The organism is Cyanobium sp. LEGE 06113, assembly GCF_015207615.1.
On sequence record NZ_JADEWM010000001.1, the window covers coordinates 23,236 to 36,106 of the forward strand.

The 12,871-nt window shown below is 67.8% G+C and carries 16 protein-coding genes, 1 tRNA gene, 1 pseudogene and 2 riboswitches; of the genes and pseudogenes, 12 read left to right on the forward strand and 6 right to left on the reverse strand.

Going from position 1 to position 12,871, the window contains the following annotated elements; all coding sequences use genetic code 11:
- Positions 1–2: 2 nt before the first annotated feature.
- The 9 genes and pseudogenes from IQ220_RS00150 (at position 3) to IQ220_RS00185 (ending at position 6,204) form a co-directional block, all read left to right on the forward strand.
- On the forward strand, positions 3–296 hold the full coding sequence (locus IQ220_RS00150) for a hypothetical protein (protein WP_228008777.1): 294 nt from the start codon (positions 3–5) through the stop codon (positions 294–296).
- A gap of 28 nt (positions 297–324) precedes the next feature.
- A pseudogene (locus tag IQ220_RS00155) lies at positions 325–432 on the forward strand (pyridoxamine 5'-phosphate oxidase); the annotation flags it as partial.
- A gap of 88 nt (positions 433–520) precedes the next feature.
- Positions 521–663, forward strand: a riboswitch (cobalamin riboswitch).
- A 25-nt stretch (positions 664–688) separates the two neighbouring features.
- Positions 689–1,066, forward strand: a complete 378-nt coding sequence (locus tag IQ220_RS15410) for a HupE/UreJ family protein (protein WP_228008778.1) — start codon at positions 689–691, stop codon at positions 1,064–1,066.
- 11 nt (positions 1,067–1,077) lie between these two features.
- A complete protein-coding gene (locus tag IQ220_RS15415) occupies positions 1,078–1,296 on the forward strand; it encodes a hypothetical protein (protein WP_228008779.1) in 219 nt (72 codons plus the stop codon).
- A gap of 32 nt (positions 1,297–1,328) precedes the next feature.
- Positions 1,329–1,504, forward strand: a riboswitch (cobalamin riboswitch).
- A gap of 196 nt (positions 1,505–1,700) precedes the next feature.
- Positions 1,701–2,747 (forward strand): fatty acid desaturase, encoded by a 1,047-nt coding sequence (locus IQ220_RS00165; RefSeq protein ID WP_228008780.1) that lies wholly within the window; start codon positions 1,701–1,703, stop codon positions 2,745–2,747.
- Between the two features lies 1 nt (position 2,748).
- Positions 2,749–3,222, forward strand: a complete 474-nt coding sequence (locus IQ220_RS00170; RefSeq protein ID WP_193912737.1) for a hypothetical protein — start codon at positions 2,749–2,751, stop codon at positions 3,220–3,222.
- Between the two features lie 64 nt (positions 3,223–3,286).
- Positions 3,287–4,183, forward strand: a complete 897-nt coding sequence (locus IQ220_RS00175; RefSeq protein WP_228008781.1) for an arsenic resistance protein — start codon at positions 3,287–3,289, stop codon at positions 4,181–4,183.
- A 111-nt stretch (positions 4,184–4,294) separates the two neighbouring features.
- Positions 4,295–5,461, forward strand: coding sequence for an acyltransferase family protein (locus tag IQ220_RS00180; RefSeq protein WP_193912739.1), 1,167 nt, complete (start codon positions 4,295–4,297; stop codon positions 5,459–5,461).
- A gap of 11 nt (positions 5,462–5,472) precedes the next feature.
- On the forward strand, positions 5,473–6,204 hold the full coding sequence (locus IQ220_RS00185; RefSeq protein ID WP_193912741.1) for a TIGR04283 family arsenosugar biosynthesis glycosyltransferase: 732 nt from the start codon (positions 5,473–5,475) through the stop codon (positions 6,202–6,204).
- A gap of 12 nt (positions 6,205–6,216) precedes the next feature.
- On the opposite strand, the gene IQ220_RS00190 is transcribed toward IQ220_RS00185, so the two are convergent.
- Both IQ220_RS00190 and IQ220_RS00195 read right to left on the reverse strand, forming a co-directional pair.
- Entirely contained in the window at positions 6,217–6,903 is a 687-nt protein-coding gene (locus tag IQ220_RS00190) for a DUF547 domain-containing protein (RefSeq protein WP_193912743.1), read from the reverse strand.
- 33 nt (positions 6,904–6,936) lie between these two features.
- Complete coding sequence (locus tag IQ220_RS00195) at positions 6,937–7,140, reverse strand: hypothetical protein (protein WP_193813906.1); 204 nt, start codon at positions 7,138–7,140, stop codon at positions 6,937–6,939.
- 143 nt (positions 7,141–7,283) lie between these two features.
- On the opposite strand from IQ220_RS00195, the gene IQ220_RS00200 reads away from it, so the two are divergent.
- On the forward strand, positions 7,284–7,979 hold the full coding sequence (locus IQ220_RS00200) for a DUF305 domain-containing protein (protein WP_193912745.1): 696 nt from the start codon (positions 7,284–7,286) through the stop codon (positions 7,977–7,979).
- 64 nt (positions 7,980–8,043) lie between these two features.
- Here the strand turns inward: IQ220_RS00200 and IQ220_RS00205 are convergent, their stop codons facing one another.
- On the reverse strand, positions 8,044–8,499 hold the full coding sequence (locus IQ220_RS00205) for a cupredoxin domain-containing protein (RefSeq protein WP_193912747.1): 456 nt from the start codon (positions 8,497–8,499) through the stop codon (positions 8,044–8,046).
- Between the two features lie 17 nt (positions 8,500–8,516).
- Positions 8,517–10,616 carry a copper-translocating P-type ATPase gene (locus IQ220_RS00210; RefSeq protein WP_370566283.1) on the reverse strand — a complete coding sequence of 700 codons (2,100 nt, stop codon included), beginning with the start codon at positions 10,614–10,616 and terminating at the stop codon, positions 8,517–8,519.
- 244 nt (positions 10,617–10,860) lie between these two features.
- Between IQ220_RS00210 and IQ220_RS00215 the strand changes: the two genes are divergently transcribed.
- Together IQ220_RS00215 and IQ220_RS00220 are read left to right on the forward strand one after the other, a co-directional pair.
- Positions 10,861–11,250: a heavy metal-responsive transcriptional regulator gene (locus tag IQ220_RS00215; RefSeq protein ID WP_193912749.1), complete on the forward strand. Its 390-nt coding sequence runs from the start codon at positions 10,861–10,863 to the stop codon at positions 11,248–11,250.
- 58 nt (positions 11,251–11,308) lie between these two features.
- Complete coding sequence (locus tag IQ220_RS00220) at positions 11,309–12,115, forward strand: hypothetical protein (protein ID WP_193912751.1); 807 nt, start codon at positions 11,309–11,311, stop codon at positions 12,113–12,115.
- 155 nt (positions 12,116–12,270) lie between these two features.
- On the opposite strand, the gene IQ220_RS00225 is transcribed toward IQ220_RS00220, so the two are convergent.
- Both IQ220_RS00225 and IQ220_RS00230 read right to left on the reverse strand, forming a co-directional pair.
- Positions 12,271–12,786, reverse strand: a complete 516-nt coding sequence (locus IQ220_RS00225; RefSeq protein WP_193912753.1) for a lysozyme inhibitor LprI family protein — start codon at positions 12,784–12,786, stop codon at positions 12,271–12,273.
- Positions 12,786–12,856, reverse strand: a tRNA-Gly gene (locus IQ220_RS00230). Before IQ220_RS00230 ends, IQ220_RS00225 begins: the two co-directional genes overlap by 1 nt.
- Positions 12,857–12,871 lie beyond the last annotated feature (15 nt).

Here is a 12,871-nt window from a genome sequence, read left to right on the forward strand (position 1 = left end):
GCATGGGGGGCACTGCCCTCAAGCCATGCTGCTTCCCTGCCCCTTCAGCCTCATCAGCACCGCGGCCCTCGCCGCCAAGCGCCGGCCTGCAGGCCACGGTGCTGCTGCTGCTCACCCTGCTGATCAAGGCCCGCATCCAGATCAAGGCCGCCTCGGCCCTGGGCCTGTTCCTGCTGGCCCTGCAGACGCTGGGGTTCCTGGCCGTGGCAGGAGGTCTTGGCGCGCTGGCTGTAGGCGGAGCGGCTGTGGGTGGTGCGGGGCTGGCGTTCCAGCGGCGCTCCGGCCAAGCGGCGTGAGGGCGTGGCTCTTTGAGGGCGTGAGCGTTTGACCGAGCTCCCCCCCTGGCGCCCCCTGCTGCGGGCCGCCCGTGAGCGAGAAGGACGCTCCCCGGCGGCCCGCTGGCTGCAACTGGCCAGCGTCGCCGCCGCTGGAGGCTGGAGCAGGGCTGGCGCGAGGAAGACCTGAATCCCAGAGATCAGGTCTGTGGGATCAGGTCTGCGGCCGAATCGCCGCAGCAGGAGCACAATGGGAGCGGAGTGGTTTCCGAGCCTCTGGCCCGGAAGGCAACGAGGAAAGTCCGGTGCAACTCCGGCACTGTCCCGCAGCTGTGATGGAGAGACCTGCTCCTGAGTCAGAACGCTCGCCGCTTTGAGTTCTTTCCTGCCCGGCGCGGAAACCGGGAGAAACCATGCAACACCTCCGCTCCAGCCGCTCCCTCGGCCTTCTGGTGGCCCTGGCCACCGCCACGACCCTGCTGCTCGGCCAGCCGGCCCAGGCCCACAACGTGGCCTCAGGCGGCCTGGTGGGAGGCTTCCTGCATCCACTGGCGGGCACCGACCACCTGCTGCTGCTGATCGCCGTTGGCGCCGCGGCCTCCTACCTCTCGGCCGAGCTGCTGCTCTGGGGGCTGGCTGGCGCCCTGGCTGGAGGCGTGTTCGGCGCCATGGGCGGCGGGCTGCCTGGTGCCGAGCTGCTGGCGACCCTGGCCATCCCCGCCGTGGCCCTGCTGGTGCTGCGCAGCCAGAAGTCGCCGCTGGCGCCGGCCCTGGAGCTCTGCGGTGCCTGATCGCTGCAGCCGTGGCCGTGCACGCCATGCTCCATGGTCAGGAGGCTCCGGCCGGTGCCGCCTCAGCGCTGTGGTGGGCGGGTTCCTTCTCCGCCTCGGTGCTGGTGAGCGGCAGCAGCTATCTCGTGCTGCGGCAGCTGCCCAGCCGCTGGACCGCCGCCGTGGCCCTGCTGCTCGCCGTCGCTGGCGCGGCCCTGATCCTCGGCCCGATCGCCTTCGCTGCCCGCTGAACGCCGCAGAGGCGTCAGTTGGCTGACATCTGCACCAGACTGGCCGTGACGGTTCCAGTGGTTCACACCCTGGACGCAAGGAGGAAAGTCCGGTGGGGAGGGGGTTCTTGGACCCTCTGCGAGTCCGGCGCTGTCCCGCAGCTGTGATGGGGTTCGCTCCTGGGAGCACCCCTCAGTCAGAACGCTCGCCGTTGTGATCACCCCTCTCCCCCGGCGCGGACCGGGTTCCACGATGAGCCAAGCCTTTCTTTCCAGCCCTGGAAGCCACCCGCCTTCAGCCTGCCAGGGCCTGCCCGAGCGCTGAGACGCGCCGCAGACGTTCACGTCCCCAACAAGCACTCCAGGGCCGGACCGGGCCGGCGCCAGCCTCTGGTGTCCGCGCCGGCTGATCCGCTCGTGCCGTGATGCCCCCCTCGCCCTCCTGCATGACCACCGATCTCCGGCCAGCCGACTTCGTTCTGGCCCCCTATGCCCGCAGCAGCAACTGGCGCGGCGCCTATCAGATCCTCAGCGCCGTGGGCCCCTACCTGGCCTGCTGGGCCCTGGCCATCCATCTCGCCCAGCGGGCGCCCTGGGCCGTGCCCCTGCTGGTGATTCCCCTGGTGCTGTTCTCGCTGCGCTGCTTCTCCCTGATGCACGACTGCGGCCACCATTCCCTGTTCCGCAGCCGCTGGCTCAACCGGGTGGGGGGCTTCATCCTGGGGCTGGTGAATGCCATTCCCCAGCTGGCCTGGTCCAACGACCACGCCTTTCACCACCGCACCAATGGCGACTGGGAGCGCTATCGCGGCGTCACCGACCTGATCACCACCGACGACTACGCCCAGCTGAGTGCCAGGCAGCAGGCCACCTACGCCTTGCTGCGCCATCCGCTGATGGCCCTCCCCGGTGGCTTCTACTACCTCGCCATCCAGCCCAGGCTGGCGCTTCTCAAGGAGATCTCCCGGGCGGTCCGGGCCCAGGCCGTGCCGCGCTCGGCCGAGTTCTGGGATCTGCTGCTGAACAACGTGGTGCTGATCGCCCTGGTGGTGGCGGCCGGCCAGCGCTGGGGATTCGGCCTGGTGCTGGGGCTCTACGGCGTGACCCTCACCTTCTCGGCAGCCCTGTTCCTGTGGATCTTTTTCGTTCAGCACATCTTTGAGGGCAGCTACGCCCACAACACCGAGGGCTGGAGCCACATGCAGGGAGCTCTGGAAGGCACCAGCTATCTGCAGATGCCGGCCTGGCTGCGCTGGTTCACGGCTGACATCGGCTACCACAACATCCACCACCTCTCGGAGCGCATTCCCAACTACAACCTGCGCGCCGCCCACCAGGCCAATGCCCGTCTGCTGGCGGCTGTGCCCTGTCTGCGACTCGGCGACATGCTCAGTTGCGCCCAGTTCAAGCTCTGGGATCGGGAGACTGAGCGCCTGGTGCCCTGTCCGGAGCAGGTCGATGCCGTGGCCTGACTTGCCGGCTTGGCCAGGGCAGCCGTGGCGGGGACCGAGGTCCTGGCATGGGCAGGAATCCGCCTGCTCAGGGGCCTGGGAACCGCGCTTTCTGGAGCAGAACAGCCTGCTGATCGGCCATGCCGCCTGGGATGGTTATCGGCTCAGCGGCCGGGGTCTGCTGATCTGCCACCTGGCCGCTCCGCTCGAACCTGAGCACGACTGGCGCCTCGACGGCGTGCGGTTCAGCCGGCGCTATGTGGCGCGAAGCGAGGTGACCGCCCAGCTGCGCCACCAGGGGCTGGGACCGGCAGCGATCCGTCCGAGCCTGGGGGCCCTCGACAGCTACGACCCGGCCAGGGAGCTGGTGGTGCTGCTGAGTGGCCATGGCCCCGAGCTGATCGCCCTGCTCAGGAAGCTGCCCACGGCGCCACCGACCTGCTTTGAACTGGTGGAACGGCGCTGGAGTGAATTCGCCTGCGCCGCAGTGCCGTGACCCAATAACACCTGATTATGCGCATAAACGCGTAGAGTGATGACTTCGATGCGCTGCAGCCGCCATGGCCACCGCCCCCTGGCCCTTCGCCCTGCTGATGGCCCTGCAGCGGCGCCTGGTGTGGGCCATCCCAGCCGCCATGCTGCTCGGCCTGGCCTGGGGGGTGACCCTGCCCTCGGCCTGGCTGGTGAGCCTGGTGATGCCCCTCACCTTCCTGATGGTGTATCCGATGCTGATCGACCTGCGGTTGCCGCTGCTGCTGGGTGGCAGAGACCTCAGGCTGCAGCTCACGGCCCAGGCGATCAACTTTCTGGTGATCCCGTTCGTGGCCCTGGCGATCGGCCGGCTGTTCTTCGCCAGCCAACCCCTGGTGGCCCTGGGCCTGTTGCTGGCGGCGCTGCTGCCCACCAGCGGCATGACCATCTCCTGGACGGGGTTTGCCAAGGGCAACCTGGAAGCAGCGGTGCGCATGACCGTGGTGGGGCTGGTGCTTGGGTCCCTGGCCACACCGCTCTACGCCAGGGTGCTGATGGGCACAGCGGTGGACGTGCCGATGGCCAGGGTGTTCCAGCAGATCCTGCTGATCGTGTTCCTGCCGCTGCTGCTGGGGCAGATCACCCGCGTGGCGCTGATCGCCGCCAGGGGCGCGGAGCACTACAGGAAGGTGATCAAGCCACGGTTGGCCCCCTTCTCCACCCTGGGCGTGGTGGGCATCGTGGCCGTGGCCATGGCGCTCAAGGCGCCCCTGATCGTGGGCCAGCCCCTGCTGCTGGTGCGCATGCTGATCCCGCTGCTGCTGCTCTACGGCATCAACTTCGCCCTCAGCACCCTCGTGGCGCGCCGCTTCTTTCCCCGCAGCGACGGCATCGCCCTCGTGTACGGCACGGTGATGCGCAACCTCTCGATCGCCCTGGCCCTGGCGATGACGGCCTTCGGGCCCGAGGCTCCGAGATCGCCCTGATCATCGCCCTGGCCTACATCGTTCAGGTGCAGGCCGCCGCCTGGTATGTGAAGGCCACCGACCGCCTGTTCGGTCCTGCGCTGGCGGCGGAAGCCCCGGCCTGACGGGCCCGTGAGCGGTCCAGCTGCGGCTGCTTCCCCTGCGCCCCGCTGCCATGCCCTGGACGGCGCCCGCGTGCTGGCCGTGCTGCTGCTGATTCCCTTCCACGCCGCAGCGGTGTTCTACGCGGGCGATCTGGGCACGTTCTATGTGAGCAACCCCGAGAGCAGCGCTGCCCTGGGGGGCTTTCTGGTGCTGGTGCATCAGTGGCACATGCCCCTCTTTTTCTTTCTGGCGGGCTCGGCGAGCTGGTACTCCCTGCGATCGCGCGGTGCGGGGGCCTACCTGCGCGAACGCCTGCAACGGCTGCTGCTGCCCCTGGGGGTGGGCATCCTGGTGCTGGTGCCGCCCCAGGTGTACGTGCACGACCTGCAGAGCGTGGATTCAGCCCTGGGCTACCTGCGCTTCTACCCCCACTTCTTCGATGGGATTCGGCCGACGGGTCACTTCGAGTGGGCCCACCTCTGGTTTCTGGCCTACCTGCTGGTGATCACCCTGCTCTGCCTGCCGCTGCTGGGCCGGCTGAGTGCTCAGGCCAGCCCCAGCCCACCTGAAGGCGGTGCAGGCTGGCGGGTGAGCCTGGGCTCGTTGCTGCTGCTGGCCCTGCCCCTGATGCTCTCGGAGGCCCTGTTGCGGCCCCGCTGGCCGGGCTTCCAGAACCTCTACGACGACTGGGCCAATCTGCTGCTCTACCTGCTGTATTTCGTCTACGGCTACCTGTTCTGCCACCAGGGCGGCTTCTGGGTGGTGCTGGATCGGCGCCGCCGGCTCCTGGTGGCGCTGGCGATGGTGGGCATGGCGGTGTTCCTGGCCCTCACGCTCAGCGGCGCCACGCCCGCTGCGGGCGATGAGTCTGCTGCCGCCCAGCTGTTCCAGGCCTTTCGCGGCTGGAACAGCTGGTGCGCCGTGCTGGCCCTGGTCGCCCTGGCGCGCCGCTTCCTGAAGGCACCCCATCCGCTGGTGAGCTACGGCAGCAAGGCCGCCATGCCGCTCTACCTGCTGCACCAGCCGGTGCTGGTGGGCCTGGGCTGGTGGGTGGTGCCGCTGCCGCTCGCCATCGGCGCCAAATTTGCCCTGATCTGCGCCGGCTCCCTGCTGATCAGCCTGGGCCTCTACGAGGGGGTGATCCGGCGCCTGGGCCCCCTGAGCCCGTGTTTTGGCCTGGTGGGCCGGCCCTGAGCGCACTCCCCATGCAGCGCCTCTCGATCATCATTCCCACCCTCAATGAGGCCACCTGCCTGGCCGCCACCCTGGAGCGGCTGCAGGCCCTCGACCCGCCGGCCTGGGAGGTGCTGGTGGTGGATGGCGGCAGCCACGATCACACCACCGCCATTGCGGCGTCAGCGGGGGTGCGGGTGCTCCAGTCGCCGGCCACCGGCCGGGCGGTGCAGATGAATGAGGGGGCTCGCCAGGCCAGTGGGGCGCTGCTCTGTTTCCTGCATGCCGACACCCTGATCCCCACGGATCTGGTGGAGGTGGCGGAACGCGCCCTGGCCGATCCCTCGGTGGCCTGCGCCGGCTTTGTCTCCCTGATGCGCTCAGGCCAGCGCACCTGCTGGGGCGTGTCGGGGCTGAACCTGCTGAAAACCTATCTGGCGCCGCTGCTGTTTCGGCCGCTGCAGTTCCTGCGGGGGCTGAGGCTGCTGTTTGGCGATCAGGTGATGATCACCCGGCGCCACACCTTCTGGAAGGGCGGAGGTTTCGATGAAGCCCTGCCCCTGCTGGAAGACGGTGACCTCTGCCTGAGGCTGCTGAAGCAGGGCAGGATCCGGCTGATCCGCCGGGTGGTGGTGAGCTCCGATCGTCGGGTGCGGGCCTGGGGGGCCGGCAAGGCCATCGCCACCTATCTCGGCATCGGCATCCTCTGGGGCCTGGGCCTGCCACCTCGGCACCTGCGGCGCTTCTATGACGACGTTCGCTGAGAGGGCGCCGACTCAGCCCCTCTGCTGATTGAGGCTCCAGTCGTAGGGCAGGAACCGCACCTGGGGCTCTGGACCTGGGGGAATTCCATCTCCCAACCGGGGCAGGATGTAGCCGGGCAGAGAGGCGTTCACCGCCAGAAAGTCAGTCCGGTACCACTGAAAGATCCGGCTGACCCAGAGGATGTTGCGCTCCCGCTCGAAGCGCACCTTGGCGGGGTTGTGGATGAAGCGGTGAAGGTCAGCTTCGAGCTGCTGCTCCACGGCGTCGGTGCGGTAGGCGCGCTGGCGGAGCAAGGGACAACCCACCGAGGCACACACGATCGCGAAGTGAATGCGCGGATCCCCCAGCTGGCGCAACAGCTGATTTTCGATCTGGGCCAGGCTGAAGCAACCGTCCTGCAGCCGGTGCAGCGGCCGCTGAAAGAAGCGCAGAAAACCGACCCAGTTCGGCAGTCCCAGCAGGCTGGGGCGGATCGAGGCGATCGGGTAGGCCTCCAGCACGGCCTGAACCGTGAAGGCGTTGTAGAGGTTGATCCAGTGGGCCAGCTGCTCCTGGGGCCCTTCGGTGTGGGCCGTCTGGGCGGCCAGCCAGGCGCGGAGGGTGGCCACATCCCTGCTCTGCCAGCCGGCGTAATCCACCCTGCCGTCGCCATCCACATAGCGCTGCAGCAGCTGGTCCCAGACGGCCGGGTCTTTCAAGCGGCAGGGGGCGAAGGGGCAGAGGGCATCCGCTCAGGTGAGGTTGCCCTCGCGCTGATCCGGCATTGAGGGCGGTGTGGGCGGTGGCTGCAACACCGGCAGCAGGCTGTTCAGGCCCAGCATCACGAACGACAACGCCCCCACCAGGGCCAGCAGCCGCATGCCGAGGGGCAAGCCCCGATCCACCAGCCTGTCGTCGGCATCCTGGTCGTCGGGCTCGGGGGGCAGGGGCGTCATCGGGGGAAGCGGCTCAGCAGCCCATTCTCGCTGCCGCTGGCGAAGGGGGCAGGCGCCTTGGCGTGGAGCGCTTGCCTCCCTTGACTCTCCAGCTGGATGGAGACCATACGGTGGACTGAACCGCTTCGTTGTCCCCTTTCCCCATGGTTGGATCCGCCTTTCGGTTCGGAGTGTCCGCACTGGCTCTGGCTTCGTTGCTCTCCTCCCCGGCCCTGGCCCAGGTGGATCCCCACGAGGGTCATCACGGCATGGACGGCATGCCAGGCATGACGACCCCAGGCCACGCCCATGACGTGGGCCCCGCCGGCGCCACCTACGACCTGCGCTTCCTCGACGGCATGGTGCAGCACCACACCGGCGCCCTGCGCATGAGTGAATTCGTCTTCGGCATTGACCAGCCCGGTGTGGGGGCCCTGGGCAACACGATCTGGCGGGATCAGGCCAGCGAAATCCGCGCCATGGGGCTGTGGCGCAAGGCCTGGTATCCCCAGGCGCCGGTGTATCCCGTGGCGCTGGCGCCTGGCGGCGATCCCAACAGCCTCTCCGGCCTCACCCGCATGAGCCAGGCCCAGATCGAGGGCATGCGGATGATGGGCGCCGGACCCACCCTGGAGAACCGGGTGGTGTGGTTCCTCGAGGGCATGATCCACCACCACGGCGGGGCGCTGATCATGGCCCACGACGCCCTGGCCAAAAGCACCAACACCACGATCCGGCGCTTCGCGCGGGCTGTGATCGTGGCCCAGCGGGCCGAGATCATCGAGCTGCGCCGGATGCTGGCGGTGGAGGGATTGCGCAAGCCGGAGTACTCGCAGTACGACAAGCTCTTTGCCCTCTGAGCGGCCAGGCCGAGCGGCAGGGGGGCGTTCATGTGGCGCTGGTCATGATGGTGGGCCTGGCTGACTACTCCACCTCGAGCCTGCCCCGCACCATGTTCATGCCGCAGTGGAAGGGATAGCTGCCGGCAGCCCTGGCCGGCAAGTCCACGGAGGTGGTGGCATCCAGGGGCAGATCGAGGGATTGGTGGAAATCGGGGAAGATCACCTTCGCCACGCAGCCGCTCGGATCGATCCGGTGAAAGCTGAGCCGCACCGGCTGGCCGGCCTTCACCCGGATCCGCGAGGGGGCATAGCCGCCGTCCACGGTGATGGTGATCTCCTGCAGGCCGTGCTCCCCCTCGCGGGCCGCCACGCCACCACCATGGCGGCCGAGGAACCACCACAGCTCCCAGATGATCAGTGCCACCCCTGCGCCGGCCACCAGGACCTTCAGCAGCACAGGCTGCTCGATGCTGCGCCAGAGCGGCTCGGCGGTGGAGGCGCTGGTGGCAGCGGCAGCGAGGCCAGGCAGGAGCGACATCAGGGCTGGGAGTGTCATCAGGCAGCCCTCGGCAGGGGCGCAGGCCGGAAGCGGCGCAGCCGCAGGGCATTGCTCACCACCGACACGGAGCTGAAGGCCATGGCAGCGCCGGCCAGCATCGGGCTCAGCAGCCAGCCGGTGAGGGGGAACAGCACACCGGCGGCGATCGGGATGCCGGCCACGTTGTAGGCGAAGGCGAAGAACAGGTTCTGGCGGATGTTGGCCATGGTGTGGCGGCTGAGCTCGATCGCCGCCGGCACGCCGGCCAGGTTGCCGGAGATCAGGGTGACGTCGCTGGCGGCGATCGCCACATCGGTGCCGGTGCCCATGGCGAGGCCCACGTCGGCCTGGGCCAGGGCGGGGGCGTCGTTGATGCCGTCGCCCACCATCGCCACCGGGCCCTCCCCCTGCGCCTGCAGCCGTTGCACCACCGAGGCCTTGTCGGCGGGACGCACCTCGGCCACCACCCGCTCGATCCCCACCTGGGCGGCCACCACCTCGGCGGTGCGGCGGGCGTCACCGCTGAGCATCACCACCTGCAGACCCAGCCGCCGCAGCGCCGCCACCGCTGCCGTGGCACTGGGTTTGAGCGGATCGGCCACCCCGAAGCAGGCCTCGATCCGTCCGTCCACCACCACGGCCGCCACACTGCAGGCCAGGGCCTCCAGGCGCTCCACCAGGGGCTCGAGGGCCGCGGTGTCGATGCCGAGTTCGGGGAGCCAGCGGGGGGTGCCGACCCGCACCTGCTGGCCGGCGATCACCCCCTGCACGCCGCGTCCCGCCACGGCCTCGAAGTCCGTCACCGCCGGCAGATCGCCCGGCTGCAGCTGGTGTGTGGCATAGGCCACGATCGCCTCGGCCAGGGGATGCTCCGAGCGGGATTCCAGTGCGGCCGTCAGGGCCAGCAGGGTGTCAGCCGGCAGCGCGCCACCGTCGAGTCGCTCGAACTGGGTCACCTCCGGCTGGCCGCGGGTGAGGGTGCCGGTCTTGTCGAGCACGATGGTGCGCAGCGTGCCGGCGGTTTCGAGGGCCTCGGCGCTGCGGAAGATCAGGCCGTTCTCCGCCCCCTTGCCGGAGGCCACCATGATCGAGGTGGGGGTGGCCAGGCCCAGGGCGCAGGGACAGGCGATCACCAGCACGCTCACCAGAAACAGCATCGCCAGCACCGCATTGCCGCTCACCAGGAACCAGATCACAAAGGCGGCAATGGCCAGGGCGATCACCGCCGGCGCGAACCAGCTCACCACCTGATCAGCCACCCGCTGCACCCGGGTGCGGGAGCTCTGGGCCTGGCGCACCAGCTCCACGATCTGGGCCAGCACCGTGCCTGTCCCCACCCGGCTGACCCGGAAGGTGAAGCTGCCGCTGCGGTTCATCGAGGCGCCGATCACCGCATCGCCCACCGCCTTGGCCACAGGCGTGGGCTCCCCGGTGAGCATCGATTCCTCCACCCAGGAGCTGCCTTCGCTCACCACCCCATCGGTGGGCAGCTTCTCGCCCGGGCGCACCTGCACCAGATCGCCCACCACCAGCTGTGAGACGGGGATCTGCACTGGCTGGCCGTGACGCAGCACCCGGGCCGTGGGGGGCTGGAGCTGCAGCAGGCGCCGGATCGCCTCGGAGGTCTGCCCCCGGGCGCGGGCCTCCATCAGGTTGCCCAGCAGCACCATGGTGAGGATCACGGCGGCGGTTTCGTAGTAGACGTCTGCCGGCAGGCCCTCGGCGATCAGCAGCTGGGGGAACACGGTGCTGAACAGCGAGGTGAGCCAGGCGATGCCGGTGCCGGCCGCCACCAGGGTGTTCATGTCGGCGCTGTGCTGGCGAAAGGCCGAGGCGGCGCCGCTGAAGAAGCCCCGGCCGCACCAGAACAGCACCGGCGTGGTGAGGATCAGCTGGGTCCAGGGGCTGGTGAACCAGCCCGGCAGGAAGGGCAGGCTGTGGACCCCGAGCATGTGGGGCAGGCTGGCGAGCATCACCAGGGCGGTGAGCACCACCGCCACACTCACCTTGCGGCGCAGCTCGGTGCGTTCCCGGGCCAGCTCCCGCTCCATGCCATCGGCCGCGCCGGCTGGATCCTCGGCATGGCAACAGGGAGGGCTGGCGGACGGGGTGCTCATCGCGGGGGCTGGAGGAAGGGCTGGGGCGCTGCGGGTGACAGTGCCTTTAACCTATGGGCTCTAGTTGGCTGGAGAGTCAAGGCCAGGCTGCTCAAAGCCAGGGGCGGAAAGCCGCTCAGCGAGGGCTACAGTCTCCATTGAGATGGACAGTTTGCTTCCTGTGGCCTGCGCCCCCGTCACCTCCCGCGCGGCTACCACACCACGGGCCGGCCGTTCTCCATGTGTGGCGCCGGCACCTGCAGGCATGAAGATCGGCGCGCTGGCCAGCCGCAGCGGCCTGCCCGTGAAGACGCTCCGTTACTACGAAGAGCTCGGTCTGCTGCCAGCGGTGGGCCGTAGCACCGGCGGCTACAGGCTGTTCGCAGAAGACAGCCTGCGCCGTCTGGAGTTCATCCGGCGGCTCAAGACCCTGGGGCTCAGTCTTGATGACATTCAGGGATGCCTGGCGGTCCACGATGCCGGCCAACTCCCGTGTGGCGACATCCAGCGGCAGCTCCAGCGCCAGATCGATCTGGTGGATGAACGCCTGCGGGAGTTGCGCCAGTTCAGAACGGAACTGCTGGACCTGCTCGGAAACTGGCAGAGCGATCCACAGCCGAACACCAGCGTCATCTGTCCCAATCTCAACGTCTGAACGGGATGGCCTGGGCTGACTGGCTGGCTTGGGGACAGCGACTTCTTGAACGAAGGCCATGAAGATCATCACGGTCATCTCGTATCCGAGAACGGGATCCTCATTGCTGATTCGCAAAATTGGACAATTTCGAGTAACAGCTCTTCTTGAGATCTTCCATGTCAACCCGGCCATAGCAACACGCCATTTGCAACGTGATCGAGCCCTTAGGGCGTGCTCTGAGTTCATTCAAGGATACTCAAGGGAGGTCTATCGTCACGATCCTCTCGCCTTGATTGATGCCATTTCGGAGTTGAAACCCAACTCCGAGGCACTGGTGTTCAAGGTTTTCCCGGCACACTTGTCCGCCGAGGCGCTTGAGAGAGTAGTGGCGCGATCTGACGCTCTGGTGATCCATACCCGAAACCGGCTCCATTCGTTTCTTTCGGATGTGATTGCAACCCGCCTTGGTTCGTGGGGTGGCATGCAGACCGCAGACCAGCACGTGGTTTTCTCTGCCGATTCGTTTCAGTCTTATTCGGCCCACATCCATGACTTTCTATCATTGTCTCTGAAGCTGGCAATCGATCACAAGACCAGCATCTTATTTTCTGATTACGAGACGATTATCGAGCCATCTTGCTGTGCCGACTTTGTGGAGGCAATGTTGACCACCCTTCTCGGCCACAGGCCAAAGACTATGGCGGTCAACACATCTACTGGGCTTCCGGTAAGGCAGGATAGCCGGATACTGGCCACTCAGAAGGTTGCCAACCCTGACGAGCTGGCCGCCTTCCTGGCTCAGCACAGCCTGCAAATGCTCGACAGCGGCATAGTCGATATCGCTTTCTCTGACTACTCTTTGCTTGGCATCGCAACAGCGTGATGACGTCTTCCATGGCCTCTGCAGAGGCCAGTGCGCGTGACCCCGAAGCGGGCTCTGAACACCAGCCCGATTCCATGGCCATCAGGCGTAGAGCCTGAGCCAGGCAGGGGGAAGGTCACGGCATGGATCAGGACGTGATCTGCCAAGCGCTGGACTCAGGGCGCCGGCGCCCCGCTGAGCTGCTCGATCAAGGTGGCGTTGAGCGCGTTTTCGCAGCCCAGCCACACGATCGGCCCGATGCTGCCGCCCTCGACCGGGCGGGTGGTCTGCTCGCACACCTGGCGCCGGCTGGAGCGCCACGGCTCGAGCATGGCGCCCTGGCCCAGCAGGCCCTCCAGGCTCACATCGGCCTGGTTGCGCTGCTGCCAGAGGCAGGCCACGATCTCCTGGGTGTTGCCATCGCAGTCGGGCTGGAAGGGAAACGCCTGCCGCTGCCGCAGCGAATCCTGAAGGCTGTTCTGAGTTGCGGGCGCCTCAGCCGGGGAGGCCTTGCCCAGGGGAGACTCTCCTGAGCGGGCCGCGACCGGAGCCAGGGCTGGCCAGAGCAGCACCGAACTGAGCAGAAGCCAGCAGCGCGGAAGGGAACGGATCACCAAGGCGTGGAGCGGCAAGGCGTGGAGCGGCAAGGCGTGGAGCGGCAAGGCGTGGAGCGGCAAGGCGTGGAGCGGCAAGCGGGCGGCGGGAATCGAACCCGCATCATCAGCTTGGAAGGCTGAGGTTTTACCACTAAACTACGCCCGCATCAGTACGTCTGTA